Origin of the sequence: Pseudomonas sp. NFACC56-3 (assembly GCF_900100025.1) — a bacterium.
Lineage (GTDB): Bacteria > Pseudomonadota > Gammaproteobacteria > Pseudomonadales > Pseudomonadaceae > Aquipseudomonas > Aquipseudomonas fluorescens_AA.
Genome location: NZ_FMTK01000019.1, coordinates 99,400 through 117,091, shown reverse-complemented (window position 1 = coordinate 117,091; position 17,692 = coordinate 99,400). Strand labels below are relative to the sequence as shown.

Genomic DNA, 17,692 nt, shown 5'->3' with positions numbered 1-17,692 from the left:
CATGGCTAGCGTAAACGCTTCACACGATGACGACGATGATGCAGCGGTCGACAGCATCAACATCACGCCGCTGGTGGATGTGCTCATGGTGGTGCTGGTGATGTTCATCCTCACGGCCACGGCCCAGGTGTCAGGTATCCAGATCAACCTGCCCAAGGCCAGTGCCTCGGTGTCGTTGTCCGAGGCCAAGACCAAGGCGATTTCGGTGAACGATGGCGGGCAGGTGTTCCTCGATGCCTACCCGGTGACCCTGGCCGAGCTGGAAGAGCGCCTGCGCATCGAAAAGGCGCAGAGCCCGGACTTCCCGGTGATCGTGCGTGGCGACGCGACGGTGCAGTACCAGAAAGTCATTGAAGTGCTGGATCTGTTGCGGCGCCTGGAACTGTCCCAGGTCGGTCTCGTGACCGGCAAACCGAGCCAGGGCTGATCATGACCGCCAGACTTCCCATCGATCCGCCCCCGGTGAAGACTTCGCCGCTGCGTCTGCTCAAGTGGGCCGCCGGCCTGCTGCTGGGCGCCGTCGCGGCCTGGCTGCTGTGGCAGTGGGCCAATGACATGAGTGGCGTGCGCCGCGAAGCCCCGAAGGTGCCGACCATCATCCCGCTGCCGCCTCCGCCCCCCCCACCGCCAGAGAAGCCCAAGGAACCGGAACCCCAGGTCGAGGAGAAAGTGGTCGAGCCAGAGCCGACCCCGGAACCCGAAGAGGTCAAGCCCGAGGAAGAGGCGCCGCCGTCGCCGGTGGATGACCTGGCGAACCCGATGCAAATGGACGGCGATGCCCAGTCCGGCAACGACGCGTTCAACATCGGTGCCGGCAAGGGCGGCGGCATGGCCGGGGCAGGGGGCGGACGCCTGGGCAACGGCACCTACAGCCAGTTCCTGGCGTTCACCTTCCAGCGCTTGCTGCGGGAAAACCCCGACCTGCGCAGCCTGGCGTTCTCGCTGCAGGCCGATGTCTGGCTCAGTGCCGTGGGCGAAATCACCCGGGTCGAGCTGGTCAAGTCCAGCGGCAACCGGCAAGTGGACGAGCAAGTGATTTCCGCCCTGCGTGCCGCGCCCCATTTGAGTGAACGGCCACCGGCCTCCCTGACGTTGCCCGTGCGCCTGTCCTTGCAGGGGCGGCGGCCGGGTTAACCGACTATTTGAAAGTTTGCCAACAGGAGTTGTGTGCAGATGATTTCCAATGTGAATCGATTGTCGTGGGCGATCGGCCTGGTGGCCCTGAGCCTGGCCGGCCACGCGGCCGCCGCTGCGGCGCCTTCGGAAAACGCCACGATCAATCTGATCCGCCTGCTGGTGCAGCAGGGCGTGTTGAAACAGGACCAGGCCGATGGCTTGATCGCCCAGGCCGAGCGGGAAGCCGTGCAGGCCCGCCAAGCCGCCACGGCAGTCGCCGCAACGCCGGTCGGTGCGCCGGGGGACGTGCGGGTGCAATACGTGCCGAACATTGTGCGTGAGCAGATCCGCGACCAGGTCAAGGCCGAAGTCATGGCCACCGCCAAGCAGGAAAACTGGGCCCAACCCAACACCTTCCCGGATTGGGTCTCACGCATCAGTTTCGATGGCGACATTCGCTTGCGGGATGAGTCGCGCTATTACTCCGGCACCAACAGCAACGAAATCGTCGATTTCGCCCGGCTCAATGACAAGGGGCCTTACGACGTCAACCCCAACAGCAGTTCCAGCCTGCCGCCGTTGCTCAATACCCGCGAAGACCGGGAAAACCTGTTCCGCCTGCGTGCCCGCCTGGGCATGAAGGCCGTGATCGCCCCGCAATGGACGGCGGGCATCCGCATCGGCACCGGCTCGGACAACAACCCGGTATCCACCACCCAGACCCTCGGTGGCGGCTTTGGCAAAAAAGACATCTGGCTCGACCAGGGCTACCTGACCTGGAAACCCTCGGACGAGTTGACCCTGACCGGCGGGCGTTTCGCCAACCCGTTTTTCTCCACTGACCTGTTGTATTCCGGCGACCTGAACTTCGATGGCGTGGCGGCGAATTTCAACCACAAGCTCAATCAGGACTGGGGCGTGTTCGGCACCGTCGGCGCGTTCCCGGTGGAGTACACCAACGACACCAGCACCAGCAATGGCAGCGACAAGGAAGAGAGCGACAACAAGTGGCTGTACGGTGCACAACTGGGGGCCAACTGGGCCATCAACGACAGCAACCGGATCAAGGGCGCGTTGGCCTATTACCGCTTCGACGACATCGAAGGCCAGCGTTCCTCGCCGTGCCAGCCCTGGGCCGGTGATCCAGGCTGTGACAGCGACGGTTCGCGGGTGGCGTTCATGCAGAAGGGCAACACCGTGTTCCTGCTGCGCGACATCACGCCCAACCCCCTCAACCCGTCGACCACGCCACAGCCGCAATACGTCGGCCTGGCCTCGGAGTTCAACCTGCTGGACCTGAACTTCGCGTGGGACGCCGATCTGCCCGAAGACCTGAAACTGCGCAGCCAGGCCCACTACGTCCACAACCTGGGCTACGACGAAGGCGAGATGCGCAAGCGCTCCGCGGGGCAGTTCGCCAACAACCTGGACAGCGATGGCGAGGTGGAAAGCGGCGCCAACGCCTGGATGCTCCAGTTCACCCTTGGCAACTCCCTGGAACTCAAGCGCGAAGGCGACTGGAACCTGTTCGCCGGCTACAAGTACATCCAGCCGGACGCCTTGCCGGACGGCTTCAACGATTCGTCATTCCATCTGGGTGGCACCAACGCCAAGGGTTATTTCCTGGGCGGCAACTATGGCCTGGCGAGCAACGTCTTCGCCACCGGTCGTTGGTTGAGTTCCGAAGCGGTGTACGGCGCGCCGTACGACATCGATGTCTTGCAGCTTGAAATCAACACGCGCTTCTAAGCGCAGGGAGGTCTCATGAAAAGGCGTGCCATCTACCAATGTCCGGCCGCGTTACTGGTGCTGGGCCTGCTTCTGAGCGGCGGCGCCCACGGCGAGGGCCTGGAAGAACGCTTGCGGGCGCAACTGCGCAGCACCACCGCCCAGTTGCAAACCCTGCAAAGCGAACAGGCCCAGGCCAGTGCCGCCCGGCAGGCCGCGGAGAGCCAGGCCAAGGAGGCCCAGGCGCAAATCAAGCAATTGACCACGCAATTGAGCAAGGTCCAGGCCCTGAATGAGCAACTGGCCGGGCATCAGCAAAACCTGCAAAGCCAGGCCCAGGCCCAGGTGGCGGCCAGCAACGAGCAAATGGGCAAGTTCAAGAAAGCCTACGACGAACTGCTGGTCCTGGCTCGCGGCAAAGAGGCCGAGCGCGCGCGTCTGGAGGCGCAATTGACCGAGCGTGACACACAAGTGCAGCAATGTTCGGTCAAGAATCAGCAGATGTACGAAGTCGCCAAGACGCTGCTGCATGCCTACGAAACCATCGATGTCACCGACATCGTGAAGATCCGCCAGCCGTTCGCGGCCAAGGCCCGGGTGCGTTTCGAAGAGCTGGCCCAAGGGTTCGGCGATGATCTCTACAAGAACCGTTTCGATGCGCCCCAGGCCTCGATCACTCACTGAACAGAACAAGGATGAATCGAACATGACCTCAATGATTGAAAACGTCGGTGCGAAATCCCTGACCGAGTGGTTGCAGGCCGCGGGTTATCGGGTCAACGAAACCGAGCAGAACGGCATTGTGCAACTGCTCAGTGCCAGCCAGGGCATCGGCTTTGCCGTGCGATTCGGCAATCCGGCGGCGACGGCGGGCCAATACCTGGACTTCACCTTCAGCTGTGCCTTGCGGGTGCAAGGCCAATTGCCGGACGGGTTGGCAGAACGGTGGAACGCCTCGCGACGTTTTGCCCGGTTGTCGTTGCAAGGCGAATTCCTGGTGATGGAAATGGACGTCGTGGTTGCGGCGGGCGTGAGTACCGATCATTTGCGCAGTCACCTGGAACTGTGGGATCGCCTGTTGCAGGAATTCATTGTCTACCTGCGTGAGTACAGCCAGAACGCGGCGCGGGCGCAAAACCCGGCCGAGCCCGTCGAGGCGCCCTTGGAGGAGGCCGTCGCATCGTGAAAAAGCCGACCTTCGTCATCAGCGCCGCGGCGCTGGGGCTGATCGCCGTGGCGCTGGTGCTGGGCCTGCGGCCGGGCAGCGATCCGGTCGCCGCGGTGCAGACCGCCAGCGTTGTGTCGGCCGACTCGCCGAGTTTGGCCCGATTGGGCAACCAGCAGGTCAGCCCCGAAGAGCTCAAGACCTTGCTGGCCGCACTGGCGCCCGAGGTTCGTCAGCAAATGCGGAGTAATCGGGCTGCGCTGGAGGGCTGGATCCGTGCTCGCCTGGCGGAAAAAGCCGTGTTGGAGCAGGCCGATGCCCAGGGTTGGCGCCAGCGGCCCGAGGTGGAGCGGCAGACACGAGCGGCGGCCGAGCAGATTGTGTTTCGCGATTACTTGCAGTCGGTCAGTCAGGTGCCGGCCGGCTATCCCAGTGAAGACGAGTTGAAACAGGCTTACGAGGCCGGGAAAGCCAACTGGACCGCGCCGGCATTGTACCGTGTCAGCCAGATTTTCCTGGCAGCCAGCGAGCCGCAAACCGTGGAAGCGGTACGCCGGCAAGCGCTGGAGTTGAGCAAGAAAGCCCAGGCCTCACCCGCTGAGTTCGGCGCCCTGGCCAGTCGTTTTTCCCAGGACCGCACCAGTGCCGAGCGCGGCGGTGACAGTGGTTATCAGCCGTTGCAGCAACTGGTGCCGCCGGTGCGCGAGGCCGTGGCACGCTTGAAGGTCGGCGCGGTATCGGACCCGGTGCAGAGCCCGGCAGGGTTCCATGTCATCAAGCTCACCGAGCAACAACCGGCCCGAGAGGCGACCCTGGACGAAGTCCGCGAGCGCCTGACCCAGGCCTTGCGTGCCCAGCGCCAGGAACAGATCGCCAAGGCGTACCTGGACGGCATGCTCGACACGGCGACGTTGAGCATCGATGGCGCGCAGTTGAGCAAGGTGCTGGAGGAGGGGCTCTAGCCCAGGCTTTGTTTGATGTGAACACTTTGTGGCAAGAGGATTTATGTGTGGCGAGGGGATTTATCCCCGTTGGGCTGCGTAGCAGCCCCTATCAATATCCTTCAGTGTCAGACCTGATGGATTTCAAGCCAAGGGGGCCGCTTCGCGACCCACGGGGATAAATCCCCTCGCCACTTCGTACAACCGACAGGGAGTCACCCATGACCTTCATCGAGCCCGCAGGACGCCAGGCTGTCACCGCATACCGCACACCGTTGCGTGCCCCCGACCCGTGGCTGGCCATGGCCGGCGGTATCGAGCCGCAGGTAGCGCAGTGCTTCCTGGTCAGTGCCCGTTGCGGCTGCTTCATGCAAGCGGCCCGCAGCCTCAACGTCAAGGCGACCTGGCTGCGCAAGCAGTTGGCGCAATTGGAGGCGCGCCTGCAGCGTTCGCTGTTCAGCTTCCAGGGCAGCGCCTTGACCCTCAGCCGCGAGGGCCGGCAGTTGCAGGCGCGCTTGATCAGCCTGGCCCACGAAAGCGCGCCGCCCTTGAACGATCAACCCTTGATTCGCCTGGCCGTGGCCGAGTCGATACTGCATGACATCCTGGGCCGTGACCTGATTTCATTGCTGCGACGCAACGCCAGCGTGCGGCTGCAGATCATCACCCTGGACAGTGACCTGGCGCTGCAAGCCGTCAGCGCCGACCTGGTGCTGTGGTTGAGTGATGCCCACACGTTGGGGCCGGGGCCGAGTTTCGCCACGTTGCCCGCGGATCGACTGGCGCGGCTGGACTATGTACCGCACATCGCCAAGCGCTACTCACGCCCGGCCACGCGCCCGGACTGCCTGGACGATCTGAACGATTACAGGCTGGTGCAATGGCAGGCGGACCGACACGTGGACGGCTTCGCACCGTGGAACGCCTTGATCGAACAACGCCGGGCCGGCGTGGTGCAGGTGCAATCCTACGAACTGATGCTGGAAATGATTCGCTGCGGCGCCTGCATCGGTCTGTTGCCGCAGTACATGAGCCGCTTCGACCGAGGCCTGGTGGCGTTGCCGCAAGTGTTCGGCCTGTCGATGCAACGGTACTTGTGGATGGCCGTCAATGCCCAGGCCGAAGGCTCGCCGGAGGTGCAGATGCTGTGTGAACTGATCCACCACACCCTGGATGAGCGGCGGGATTGGTTCCAGGCCTGACCGACGCAGGAAGTAGCCTCTCTGTGGGAGCGAGCTCGCTCGCGATAGCGGTCGTTCATTCGACATCAATGCCGGCGGACACCCTCGCCATGGCGCGGCTGCGCTGAAGGATCAGCCACGCAGGTAAAGTGGCTTTTACGTACGCCAGCGTCTTGGACCTGTCATCATCCAGCTTCGCAGCACTCCCTAACCGAGGATCGGCCCATGGACGATGTACAGCAACTGGGCGAGATGCTTCGTCACTACGCCGACAGCGAAGCGCACAAGAAACAACTGCACCAGGCCCAGTCGGCGGTTTGGGCGCAACAGATCAAGGCGCTGTACGGGCAAATCGAACAATGGCTGGCGCCGGTCATGGCGCTCGGCTTGCTGGAACTGAGCCGTGAGACGTATGTGGCCCACGGATCGAACGTTCCGGTAGAAACATCCGCTTTCAAGACTGAAAAACTGACCTTGGCCATTACCGGTAAACCGGTGGAGTTCGTGCCGGATGTGATGGGGGTGGGCGGCTTGGTTTCTTTGTCGATCATCGGCTTGGCCGCGACCCGTCACGGCAGCATTTCCCTGGTGTGCCAGCCGCCATCGACGCAATGGCAATGGCGCCGGACCAATGGGTTGAAGGACCCCGACACGTTTGCCTTCGATGCAAACTTCCTCGCACAACAATTACAGAGCTTGATACCTCGCGAGCGCGGCTGAATCACTTGTTCTTTTCAGGGCAGGCAAAAAACTGCCCATTGGCTATACCTGTAGTTCCGGCCCCGCCTCGTGTGGCTTACAGGAGTGACAGCATGAAGTTCGCGTCGATGATGATTGGCAGCATCTGCATAGCCTCGCTCGTCTTGGCGGGTTGTTCGAGCAAAGTCACCCAGCCGGATGAATATTCCGGGTTCCTGGGGGATTACAGCCGGCTCAAGGAAGAGAAGTCGCCGTCGGGGGCCGAGGTCATGCGTTGGGTCGATCCGAAGATCGATCTGAACAAGTACACCAGCCTCTATATCGAGCCGACGCAGCTTTATCCCAAGCCGCAGCCGACCGTGAAGATCCCCCAGGCCACGCTGTCGGGCATCACCGCGTATTACGATCAGGCCCTCATGCGGGAGGCGGGCAAGTCCTTGCCCCTGGCGACCGTCCCAGGGCCAGGTGTATTGGTGATACGGGCGGCGATCACGGCTGTCAGTAGCAAGACCGAAGGCTTGAAACCGTATGAGGTGGTCCCGATTGCGCTGGTGGCGGCCGCTGTCAGCACCGCCAGCGGTATTCGCGACCAGGAAACCACCTTGGGCACCGAAGCGGTTTTTCTCGACGGAGGCAACAACGCGGTGGTCGCCCAGGTGGTGCGCAAGGGCACGGGCAAGCCGCTGTCCAACGAATCCCAGGTCATGAAGCCCGATGATGTCAAAGGGGTCATTGATGGCTGGGCGTCGGATTTGCATCAGTCGTTTCTGCAGCTCAAGGCCAAATAACCCTTACCGTCGCCGGGGTGTCGACGCCACGTCTTTTTATGTCCGCCCATAGGTCGCGCGAGCATTTCGTGGTTAACTCCGGCCTCACCATTTTCAAACTGTCAGAAGGAATCCGTTCATGGCTCAAGTCACCCTCAAAGGCAACCCGGTCCAAGTCAACGGTCAGTTGCCACAAGCCGGTTCCAAGGCACCAGCCTTTTCCCTGGTCGCCGGCAATCTGTCGGACGTTTCCCTGAAGGACTTCGCCGGCAAGCGCAAAGTGCTGAACATTTTCCCAAGCGTCGACACGCCGACCTGCGCCACCTCCGTGCGCAAATTCAACGCTCAGGCCAACGAACTGAACAACACCGTGGTGCTGTGCATTTCCGCCGACCTGCCATTTGCCCAGGCGCGCTTCTGCGGTGCCGAAGGCCTGGAAAATGTCCAGAACCTGTCCACGCTGCGCGGTGCCGAGTTCATCCAGGACTACGGCGTGGCGATTGCCGACGGTCCATTGAAAGGTCTGACCGCCCGTGCCGTGGTCGTGCTGGATGAAAACGACACTGTGCTGCACAGCGAACTGGTCAAGGAAATCGCCGAAGAGCCGAACTACGACGCGGCCCTGGCTGTTCTGAAATAAGTGGAATGAAATAAGGTATTTATTACAATTGTTAACGGTCTGGCCCTGTCCAGGCCGTTTTCTTTTGTGCTTCAAGGTCTTAGCCGACTATTTGAAAGGTAAGCCCAACGTAAATTGCCGGTAAAGGCGCTTTGCTAAATACCCGTCAGTGCTTATCGTTCAGCCTCCCGTAAAAGAAGTCCACGCGCCCAATGGTTGATCACTCCATGCAATCGTCTGTTTCCCGCAATTCCCGTCGCTGGCTGTTCGGCCTGTTCGTCCTGTTGGCCGTCGCGGCGCTGGCCTGGAAGTTCTGGCCCAATGGTTCGGCCCAGAAGCCGGGGGCGGGGGACAAGGCCGCGACGGGGCACGTGGGACGCTCGGGTGGCATGCGGCCGGGGTTCGGTGGGGCGACGGGGCCGATTCCGGTGCGGGTGGCGCCGGCGGTGACCGGGGATTTCCCGCTGTACTTCAAGGCGCTGGGTACGGTCACGGCCCTCAACACCATCAACGTGCGTAGCCGCGTGGGTGGCGAACTGGTCAAGATCGCCTTCGAAGAGGGGCAAATGGTCAAGGCTGGGGACTTGCTGGCCGAGATCGACCCACGTCCGTACCAGAACGCCTTGCTCCAGGCCGAAGGCACGCTGTTGCAGAACCAGGCCCAACTGAAAAATGCCCAGGTCGACCTTGAGCGGTATCGCGGCCTGTACGCCGAAGACAGTATTGCCAAGCAGACCCTCGACACCGCCGCGGCCTTGGTGGGCCAGTACCAGGGCACGGTCAAGACCAATCAGGCGGCGGTCAACGACGCCAAGCTCAACCTGGAATTCACCAGGATCCGCGCGCCGATTACCGGCCGCGTGGGCTTGCGCCAACTGGACATCGGCAACCTGGTGGCGGCCAACGACAGCACGGCCCTGGCGGTCATTACCCAGACTCAACCCATCAGCGTCGTGTTCACCTTGCCGGAGAACAACCTCGACACCGTGCTCACCCGTTATCGCAGCGGGGCGAAGCTGCCCGTCGAAGCCTGGGACCGGGGTGACGTGAAGCGCCAGGCCAGTGGCGTGTTGCAAAGCCTGGACAACCAGATCGATGTCACCACCGGCACCTTGAAGTTCAAGGCTCGCTACGAGAACCGCGACCAGTCGCTGTTCCCCAATCAGTTCGTCAACGTCCACCTGCTGGCCGACACCCTCAAAGGCGTGGTCCTGGCGCCGACGGCGGCCATCCAGTTCGGCACCAATGGCACCTTCGTCTACGCCCTGGAGGGCGACAAGAAGGTCACCATCAAGAAGCTGAAGATCGGGGCCAGCGACGGCACGAACACCGTGGTCACCGAAGGCCTGGCCGCTGGCGACCGGGTGGTGCTCGAAGGCACCGATCGCCTGAAGGAAGGCAGCGAAGTGGAGGTGGTCAACGACAGCCAGGAGGTGCCCACCACGCCGACCGAGCACTTGCAGGGCAAGTCTGCGGCGGTGCCTGAGCCGGTTGAGGCCGACAAGGCGAACAAGGGCGGCGCATGAATCTCTCGCGGCTGTTCATTCTTCGCCCGGTCGCCACCACCCTGAGCATGCTGGCGATCATCCTCGCCGGCCTGATCGCCTACCGGTTGCTGCCGGTGTCGGCATTGCCCCAGGTCGACTACCCGACCATCCGCGTGATGACCCTGTACCCGGGCGCCAGCCCCGATGTGATGACCAGTGCGGTCACCGCGCCCCTGGAGCGGCAGTTCGGGCAGATGCCGGGCCTGACGCAAATGGCCTCCACCAGTTCCGGCGGCGCGTCGGTGATCACCTTGCGCTTCAACCTGGACATCAACATGGATGTCGCCGAGCAGCAGGTGCAGGCCGCGATCAATGCGGCCACCAATCTGCTGCCTAAGGACCTGCCGGCGCCGCCGGTGTACAACAAGGTCAATCCGGCCGACACCCCGGTGCTGACCCTGGCGATCACCTCCAAGACCATGCTGCTGCCCAAGCTCAATGACTTGGTGGACACCCGCATGGCGCAGAAAATCGCCCAGATCAGCGGCGTCGGCATGGTCACCATCGCCGGTGGCCAGCGCCAGGCCGTGCGAATCAAGGTCAACCCCGAGGCCCTGGCGGCCAACGGCCTGAACCTGGCGGATGTGCGCACGTTGATCGGGGCTTCCAACGTCAACCAGCCCAAGGGCAACTTCGACGGCCCGACCCGGGTCTCGATGCTCGACGCCAACGACCAGCTGACCTCGCCCAAGGACTACGCCGAGCTGATCCTGGCCTACGCCAATGGTGCGCCGTTGCGGCTCAAGGATGTTGCACAGATCGTCGACGGGGCCGAAAACGAACGCCTTGCCGCCTGGGCCAACGAAAACCAGGCCGTGCTGCTGAACATCCAGCGCCAGCCGGGGGCCAATGTCATCGAGGTGGTGGACCGGATCAAGGCCTTGCTGCCGAGCATCACCGACAACCTGCCGGCCGGCCTGGACGTCACCGTGCTGACCGACCGCACCCAGACCATCCGTGCTTCGGTCACCGACGTGCAGCATGAATTGCTGATTGCCATCGCCCTGGTGGTCATGGTGACGTTCCTGTTCCTGCGTCGCGTCAGTGCCACGATCATCCCGTCGGTGGCCGTGCCGTTGTCGTTGATCGGTACCTTCGGCGTGATGTACCTGGCCGGTTTCTCCATCAATAACCTGACCCTGATGGCCCTGACCATCGCCACCGGTTTTGTGGTGGACGACGCCATCGTCATGTTGGAGAACATCGCCCGCTTCATCGAGGAGGGCGACAGCCCGTTGCAGGCCGCGCTCAAGGGCGCCAAGCAGATCGGCTTCACGCTGATTTCCCTGACCCTGTCGCTGATCGCCGTGCTGATCCCGCTGCTGTTCATGGCCGATGTGGTCGGGCGCTTGTTTCGCGAATTCGCCATCACCCTGGCGGTGGCGATCCTGATTTCCCTGGTGGTGTCCCTGACCCTGACGCCGATGATGTGCGCCCGCTTGCTCAAGCGCGAGCCCAAGGAAGCAGAGCAGGGCCGTTTCTACCGCGCCAGCGGCGCCTGGATCGACTGGTTGATCGCTGCCTACGGGCGCAAGTTGCAGTGGGTGCTCAAGCATCAGCCACTGACCCTGCTGGTGGCGGTGGGCAGCCTGGTGCTGACGGTCGTGCTGTACCTGGCCGTGCCCAAGGGCTTTTTCCCGGTGCAGGACACCGGGGTGATCCAGGGCATTTCCGAGGCGCCGCAATCGATCTCCTTTGCCGCCATGAGCGAGCGCCAGCAGCAGTTGGCCAAGGTGATCCTCGCCGACCCGGCGGTGCAGAGCCTGTCGTCCTACATCGGCGTGGACGGCGACAACGCTACGCTCAACAGCGGTCGCCTGCTGATCAACCTCAAGCCCCACAGCGAACGGGATGACAGCGCCACCGAGATCATTGCCCGCTTGCAGCCACAGCTGGATCGACTGGTGGGCATTCGCCTGTTCATGCAGCCGGTGCAGGACCTGACCATCGAAGACCGGGTCAGCCGTACCCAATACCAGTTCAGCCTGTCATCGCCGGACGCCGAGTTGCTCAGCCTCTGGAGCGGGCGCCTGGTCGAGGCCCTGGGCCGCCAGCCGGAGCTGACCGATGTGGCCAGCGACCTGCAGGACAAGGGCTTGCAGGTCTACTTGGTGATCGACCGCGACGCGGCTTCACGCCTGGGCGTCTCGGTGTCGAACATCACCGATGCGCTGTATGACGCCTTCGGCCAGCGGCAGATCTCCACCATCTACACCCAGGCCAGCCAGTACCGCGTGGTGTTGCAGGCCCAGGCCGGGGAGCGGCTCGGGCCGCAGGCGCTGGACCAGGTTCACGTCAAGACCACCGATGGCGGGCAGGTGCGGTTGTCGAGCCTGGCCCGGGTCGAAGAGCGCCAGGCGCAATTGGCGATTGCCCACATCGGCCAGTTTCCAGCGGTGATGATGTCGTTCAACCTCGCGCCGGGCGTGGCCCTCGGGCATGCGGTGGAGGTGATCGAAAAGGTCCAGCGGGACATCGGCATGCCGGTGGGCGTGCAGACCGAATTCCAAGGCGCGGCCGAGGCGTTCCAGGCGTCGTTGTCGAGTACCTTGCTGCTGATCCTGGCGGCGGTGGTGACCATGTACATCGTCCTGGGTGTGCTGTACGAAAGCTACATCCATCCGATCACCATCCTTTCCACCTTGCCCTCGGCGGCCATTGGCGCCTTGCTGGCGTTGATCCTCAGCGGCAATGACCTGGGCATGATCGCGATCATCGGCATCATCCTGCTGATCGGCATCGTCAAGAAGAACGCGATCATGATGATCGACTTCGCCCTCGACGCGGAGCGCAACCAGGGCATGGACCCGCAGACGGCGATCTACCAGGCGGCGTTGCTGCGCTTCCGCCCGATCCTGATGACCACCCTGGCGGCGTTGTTCGGTGCCATACCGCTGATGTTCGCCACCGGTTCCGGTGCCGAATTGCGCCAGCCCCTGGGCTTGGTGATGGTGGGCGGGTTGTTGGTGAGCCAGGTCCTGACGTTGTTCACCACGCCGGTGATCTACCTGTATTTCGATCGCCTGGGCCGCCGGTTTGCCAGGCCTGAAGGGAAAGAGGTGCGGGTATGACAGCAGCGCCCGAAAACCTGGGCGGAACGGGCTTCCCGTGGCGAGGGAGCTTGCTCCCGCTGGGCTGCGCAGCGGCCCCTTTTGTGAGCGCTGCGCACTCAAGCGGGAGCAAGCTCCCTCGCCACAAGAGCCCGGTCATTCTTTTCGGTCTTCGGTCTGAAGCTCGGAGCGGCGGCCGATGAACCTCTCCGGCCCCTTCATCCGCCGCCCCGTAGCGACCATGCTCCTGAGCTTCGCCATCATGCTGCTCGGTGGCGTGTGCTTCGGCCTGCTGCCGGTTTCGCCGCTGCCGCAGATGGATTTTCCGGTGATCGTGGTCCAGGCCAACCTGCCAGGGGCCAGCCCCGAGGTGATGGCTTCGACAGTGGCAACGCCCCTGGAGCGTTCCTTCGGCGCGATCGCCGGGGTCAACACCATGAGCAGCCGTTCCAGCCAGGGTTCTACGCGGGTCATCCTGCAATTCGACCTGGACCGTGACATCAACGGCGCCGCCCGGGAAGTGCAGGCGGCCATCAACGCGTCGCGCAACCTGTTGCCCAGTGGCATGCGCAGCATGCCCACTTACAAGAAGGTCAACCCGTCCCAGGCGCCGATCATGGTGCTGTCGCTGACCTCGGATGTATTGGAAAAAGGCCAGCTCTACGACCTGGCGTCCACCATCCTGTCCCAGAGCCTGTCCCAGGTGTCGGGCGTCGGCGAGGTGCAGATCGGCGGCAGTTCGTTGCCAGCGGTGCGCATCGAACTGGAGCCACAGTTGCTCAATCAGTACGGCGTGGCCCTGGACGATGTGCGCACCGCCATCGCCGACAGCAACGTACGCCGGCCCAAGGGTTCGGTGGAGGACGACCGGCGCATGTGGCAGGTCCAGGCCAACGACCAGTTGGAGAAGGCCAAGGACTACGAAACGCTGATCATCCGCTACCAGGACGGCTCGGTCCTGCGGCTCAAGGACGTGGCGAAAGTCACCGACAGCGTCGAGGATCGCTACAACAGCGGTTTCTTCAACAACGATGCCGCCGTGCTGCTGGTGATCAACCGCCAGGCCGGGGCCAACATCATCGAGACGGTCAACGAAATCAAGGCGCAACTGCCGGCGTTGCAGGCGGTGCTGCCGGCCAGCGTCAAGCTGAACCTGGCGATGGACCGTTCGCCGGTGATCAAGGCCACCCTGCATGAAGCGGAAATGACCTTGCTGATCGCCGTGGCCCTGGTGGTGCTGGTCGTGTTCCTGTTCCTCGGCAACTTCCGCGCCTCCCTGATCCCGACCCTGGCGGTACCGGTGTCGCTGGTGGGCACGTTTGCGGTGATGTACCTGTACGGCTTCTCCTTGAACAACCTGTCGCTGATGGCGTTGATCCTGGCGACCGGGTTGGTGGTGGACGACGCCATCGTGGTGCTGGAGAACATTTCCCGGCACATCGACGAAGGCGTGCCACCGATGAAAGCCGCCTATCTGGGCGCCGAAGAAGTCGGCTTTACGTTGCTGTCGATGAACGTCTCGCTGGTGGCGGTATTCCTGTCGATCCTGTTCATGGGCGGCATCATCGAGAGCCTGTTCCGCGAATTCTCCATCACCCTGGCGGCCTCCATCGTGGTTTCGCTGGTGGTCTCGCTGACGCTCACGCCGATGCTCTGCGCCCGCTGGCTCAAGCCTCACGTACCGGGGCAGGAAAACCGCTTGCAGCGCTGGAGCCAGGGGCTCAACGAGCGGATGGTCCGTGGTTACGCCATCAGCCTGGACTGGGTGCTGCGCCATCGACGCCTGACCTTGCTCAGCCTGCTGGTGACCATCGGCGTGAACTTCGCGCTGTACGTGGTGGTGCCGAAAACCTTCATGCCACAGCAGGACACCGGCCAACTGATCGGTTTCGTGCGCGGCGACGACGGGCTGTCGTTCAACGTGATGCAGCCGAAGATGGAAATCTTCCGCCGCGCCGTGCTCAAGGATGAGGCGGTGCAGAGCGTCGCCGGTTTCATCGGTGGCAACAACGGCACCAACAATGCCTTCATGCTGGTGCGTCTCAAACCGATCAAGGAGCGCGGGATTTCCGCGCAGAAAGTCATCGAACGCCTGCGCAAGGAAATGCCCAAGGTCCCCGGTGGCCAATTGATGCTGATGGCTGACCAGGACCTGCAATTTGGCGGTGGCCGCGAGCAGACCACCTCGCAATATGCCTACATCCTCCAAAGTGGTGACCTGGCTTCCCTGCGCATGTGGTATCCCAAGGTGGTGGCGGCCTTCCGCGCGCTGCCGGAACTGACCGCCATCGACGCCCGTGACGGCGGCGGCGCCCAGCAGGTGACGCTGGTGGTGGACCGCGACCAGGCCAAGCGCCTGGGCATCGACATGGACATGGTTACCACCGTGTTGAACAACGCTTACAGCCAGCGGCAGATTTCCACCATCTACGACAGCCTCAACCAATATCAGGTGGTGATGGAGGTCAATCCCAAGTATGCCCAGGACCCCAAGACCCTCGAACAGGTCCAGGTGATTACCGCCGACGGGGCGAGGGTGCCACTGTCGGCCATTGCTCATTATGAAAACAGCTTGGAGGACGACCGGGTCAGCCACGAGGGCCAGTTCGCTTCCGAAGGCATCTCCTTCGACATGGCCGAAGGCGTGACGGTGGAGCAGGGCACCGCCGCCATCGAACGGGCCCTTGCCAAAGTTGGCTTGCCCGAGGATGTCATCGCGAAAATGGCCGGCACCGCCGACGCGTTCGCCGCCACCCAGAAGAGCCAGCCGTTCATGATTCTCGGCGCGTTGCTGGCGGTGTACCTGGTGCTGGGCGTGCTGTATGAAAGCTATATTCATCCGCTGACCATCCTGTCCACCTTGCCATCGGCCGGGGTCGGCGCCTTGTTGTCGATCTACGCACTGGGCGGCGAGTTCAGCCTGATCTCGCTGTTGGGGCTGTTCCTGCTGATCGGCGTGGTGAAGAAAAACGCCATCCTGATGATCGATCTGGCGCTGCAACTGGAACGTGCCGGGCAGACGCCGCTGGAGTCGATCCGCAGCGCTTGCCTGCTGCGATTGCGGCCAATCCTGATGACCACGTTGGCGGCGATCCTGGGTGCCTTGCCGCTGCTGCTCGGCGCCGCCGAGGGCGCGGAAATGCGCCAGCCGCTAGGCCTGACCATCATCGGCGGGCTGGTGTTCAGCCAGGTGCTGACGCTCTACACCACGCCGGTGGTTTACCTTTACCTCGACAAGCTGCGCCATCGCTTCAACCGCTGGCGTGGCGTGCGCACCGATGCTGCCCTGGAAACTCCGCTATGACCGACCGTCCGCCTTTCAATCTTGCCGCAACGCTGGCGACCGCCCGTGGCTCGCGGGTGCTGAGCCTGGTGCTGTGCGTGGCGATGCTCAGCGCCTGCGCCGTCGGCCCGGATTACCAGCGCCCCGCGGCAGCCGCCCCGGTGCAGTACAAGGAGGCCCAGGGCTGGCGCCAGGCGAACCCCAGCGATGCCCTGGCCCGGGGCGCCTGGTGGGAGCTCTACGGCGATACGCAACTCAACAGCCTGGTGGACAAGCTCAACGCCTCCAACCAGACCGTGGCCCAGGCCGAAGCCCAGTACCGGCAGGCCCGGGCACTGGTGCGCAATGCCCGTGGCGCGTTTTTCCCCACCGTAGACCTGACCGTTGGCAAGACGCGCTCCAGCCAGGGCACCGGCAGCAGCAGTTCGAGCCTGAGCAGTTCGTCCAGCGGCATTCGCGACACCTACAACGCCCAGGCTGGCGTCAGCTGGGAGGCGGACGTGTGGGGCAAGTTGCGCCGCACCCTGGAAGCCGACGAGGCGAGCGCGCAAGCCAGTTTCGCCGACCTGGCGGCGATGCGCCTGAGCCAGCAATCGGAGCTGGTGCAGAACTACTTGCAATTGCGGGTGATCGATGAACAGAAGCGTTTGTTGCAGACCACCGTCGACAACTATCAGCGCTCGCTGAAAATGACCGAAAATCAGTACCGTGCCGGGGTCTCCGGCAAGGACGCGGTGGCCCAGGCGCAAAACCAGCTCAAGACCACCCAGGGCGACCTGATTGACCTGATCTGGCAGCGAGCCCAGTTCGAAAACGCCATCGCCGTGCTCATCGGCCTGCCGCCGGCGGAGTTCAACCTGGCCGAGGTCCAGGACATCCCGGCATTGCCGCAGATCCCGGTGGCGCTGCCCTCGCAACTGCTCGAGCGCCGGCCGGACATCGCTTCGGCAGAGCGCTCGGTGATGGCCGCCAATGCCAACATCGGCGTCGCCAAGGCCGCGTATTACCCGGACTTGACCCTGAGCCTCAGTGGCGGCTACAGCAGCAGTACCTACGACAATTGGGTGAGCGTGCCGAACCGCTTCTGGTCGGTAGGGCCGCAACTGGCGATGACGCTGTTCGATGGCGGCCAGCGGTCGGCGGAAGTCGACCGCACCGTCGCGGCGTATGACCAGACCGTCGCCACCTATCGTCAGACCGTGCTCGATGGCTTGCGCGAGGTGGAAAACTACATGATCCAGCTCAAGGTGCTGGAAGACGAAGCCCGCGTACGCCAGGAAGCCCTGGACGCCGCCCGGGAATCCCTGCGCCTGACGCAGAACCAGTACCGGGCCGGATTGATTGCCTACCTCGACGTGGTCACCGTCCAGGCCACCGCGTTGAGCAACGAGCGCAGCATGCTGAGCCTGCAACAGAGCCGCTTGATTGCCAGCGTGCAACTGATTGCGGCGTTGGGCGGTGGTTGGGATGGGCAGCTACAGGCGGGCGAGTAGCGCAGGTATTTCGAAGGGGGTTGTGTGCATCGAAAGTTCCTGTGGGAGCGAGCTTGCTCGCGATAACGGCGGTACATTCGCCATCGCTGCAAGCTGACCCACC

General features: G+C 63.2%; 14 protein-coding genes. All 14 read left to right on the top strand.

What is annotated here, in order from left to right:
• The first annotated feature begins 1 nt into the window (after position 1).
• On the top strand, positions 2–427 hold the full coding sequence (locus BLO80_RS22225) for an ExbD/TolR family protein (protein ID WP_003201710.1): 426 nt from the start codon (positions 2–4) through the stop codon (positions 425–427).
• Between the two features lie 2 nt (positions 428–429).
• A complete protein-coding gene (locus tag BLO80_RS22220; protein WP_092330347.1) occupies positions 430–1,134 on the top strand; it encodes an energy transducer TonB family protein in 705 nt (234 codons plus the stop codon).
• A gap of 39 nt (positions 1,135–1,173) precedes the next feature.
• On the top strand, positions 1,174–2,865 hold the full coding sequence (locus BLO80_RS22215; RefSeq protein ID WP_092330344.1) for a putative porin: 1,692 nt from the start codon (positions 1,174–1,176) through the stop codon (positions 2,863–2,865).
• Between the two features lie 15 nt (positions 2,866–2,880).
• Positions 2,881–3,528 carry a DNA repair protein gene (locus BLO80_RS22210; protein WP_092330342.1) on the top strand — a complete coding sequence of 216 codons (648 nt, stop codon included), beginning with the start codon at positions 2,881–2,883 and terminating at the stop codon, positions 3,526–3,528.
• Between the two features lie 22 nt (positions 3,529–3,550).
• Positions 3,551–4,030 (top strand): YbjN domain-containing protein, encoded by a 480-nt coding sequence (locus BLO80_RS22205; protein ID WP_092330339.1) that lies wholly within the window; start codon positions 3,551–3,553, stop codon positions 4,028–4,030.
• On the top strand, positions 4,027–4,971 hold the full coding sequence (locus BLO80_RS22200; protein WP_092330336.1) for a peptidylprolyl isomerase: 945 nt from the start codon (positions 4,027–4,029) through the stop codon (positions 4,969–4,971). Before BLO80_RS22205 ends, BLO80_RS22200 begins: the two co-directional genes overlap by 4 nt.
• A 200-nt stretch (positions 4,972–5,171) precedes the next feature.
• The gene (locus BLO80_RS22195) at positions 5,172–6,152 is read left to right on the top strand and encodes a LysR family transcriptional regulator (RefSeq protein ID WP_092330334.1); all 981 of its coding nucleotides are present in this window, start codon (positions 5,172–5,174) and stop codon (positions 6,150–6,152) included.
• Positions 6,153–6,356: 204 nt separating this feature from the next.
• Complete coding sequence (locus tag BLO80_RS22190; protein ID WP_092330331.1) at positions 6,357–6,851, top strand: hypothetical protein; 495 nt, start codon at positions 6,357–6,359, stop codon at positions 6,849–6,851.
• A gap of 92 nt (positions 6,852–6,943) precedes the next feature.
• Positions 6,944–7,618, top strand: coding sequence for a DUF3313 domain-containing protein (locus BLO80_RS22185; RefSeq protein ID WP_092330328.1), 675 nt, complete (start codon positions 6,944–6,946; stop codon positions 7,616–7,618).
• 118 nt (positions 7,619–7,736) lie between these two features.
• Entirely contained in the window at positions 7,737–8,237 is a 501-nt protein-coding gene (gene tpx, locus BLO80_RS22180) for a thiol peroxidase (protein ID WP_018602018.1), read from the top strand.
• A 191-nt stretch (positions 8,238–8,428) separates the two neighbouring features.
• The gene (locus BLO80_RS22175; RefSeq protein ID WP_092330326.1) at positions 8,429–9,742 is read left to right on the top strand and encodes an MdtA/MuxA family multidrug efflux RND transporter periplasmic adaptor subunit; all 1,314 of its coding nucleotides are present in this window, start codon (positions 8,429–8,431) and stop codon (positions 9,740–9,742) included.
• Complete coding sequence (locus tag BLO80_RS22170) at positions 9,739–12,834, top strand: MdtB/MuxB family multidrug efflux RND transporter permease subunit (RefSeq protein ID WP_092330323.1); 3,096 nt, start codon at positions 9,739–9,741, stop codon at positions 12,832–12,834. Before BLO80_RS22175 ends, BLO80_RS22170 begins: the two co-directional genes overlap by 4 nt.
• Positions 12,835–13,012: 178 nt before the next feature.
• On the top strand, positions 13,013–16,117 hold the full coding sequence (locus BLO80_RS22160) for an efflux RND transporter permease subunit (RefSeq protein ID WP_092330316.1): 3,105 nt from the start codon (positions 13,013–13,015) through the stop codon (positions 16,115–16,117).
• The gene (locus BLO80_RS22155) at positions 16,114–17,589 is read left to right on the top strand and encodes an efflux transporter outer membrane subunit (RefSeq protein WP_092330314.1); all 1,476 of its coding nucleotides are present in this window, start codon (positions 16,114–16,116) and stop codon (positions 17,587–17,589) included. Before BLO80_RS22160 ends, BLO80_RS22155 begins: the two co-directional genes overlap by 4 nt.
• Positions 17,590–17,692: the final 103 nt, after the last annotated feature.

Bases quoted from the DNA above. Each gene is read 5' to 3' on its own strand.
- BLO80_RS22195 (WP_092330334.1), top strand. From the start codon at position 5,172: ATGACCTTCATCGAGCCCGCAGGACGCCAGGCTGTCACCGCATACCGC.
- BLO80_RS22160 (WP_092330316.1), top strand. From the start codon at position 13,013: ATGAACCTCTCCGGCCCCTTCATCCGCCGCCCCGTAGCGACCATGCTC.
- BLO80_RS22155 (WP_092330314.1), top strand. From the start codon at position 16,114: ATGACCGACCGTCCGCCTTTCAATCTTGCCGCAACGCTGGCGACCGCC.
- BLO80_RS22210 (WP_092330342.1), top strand. From the start codon at position 2,881: ATGAAAAGGCGTGCCATCTACCAATGTCCGGCCGCGTTACTGGTGCTG.
- BLO80_RS22215 (WP_092330344.1), top strand. From the start codon at position 1,174: ATGATTTCCAATGTGAATCGATTGTCGTGGGCGATCGGCCTGGTGGCC.
- BLO80_RS22190 (WP_092330331.1), top strand. From the start codon at position 6,357: ATGGACGATGTACAGCAACTGGGCGAGATGCTTCGTCACTACGCCGAC.
- BLO80_RS22175 (WP_092330326.1), top strand. From the start codon at position 8,429: ATGGTTGATCACTCCATGCAATCGTCTGTTTCCCGCAATTCCCGTCGC.
- BLO80_RS22205 (WP_092330339.1), top strand. From the start codon at position 3,551: ATGACCTCAATGATTGAAAACGTCGGTGCGAAATCCCTGACCGAGTGG.
- BLO80_RS22220 (WP_092330347.1), top strand. From the start codon at position 430: ATGACCGCCAGACTTCCCATCGATCCGCCCCCGGTGAAGACTTCGCCG.
- tpx (WP_018602018.1), top strand. From the start codon at position 7,737: ATGGCTCAAGTCACCCTCAAAGGCAACCCGGTCCAAGTCAACGGTCAG.
- BLO80_RS22225 (WP_003201710.1), top strand. From the start codon at position 2: ATGGCTAGCGTAAACGCTTCACACGATGACGACGATGATGCAGCGGTC.
- BLO80_RS22185 (WP_092330328.1), top strand. From the start codon at position 6,944: ATGAAGTTCGCGTCGATGATGATTGGCAGCATCTGCATAGCCTCGCTC.
- BLO80_RS22170 (WP_092330323.1), top strand. From the start codon at position 9,739: ATGAATCTCTCGCGGCTGTTCATTCTTCGCCCGGTCGCCACCACCCTG.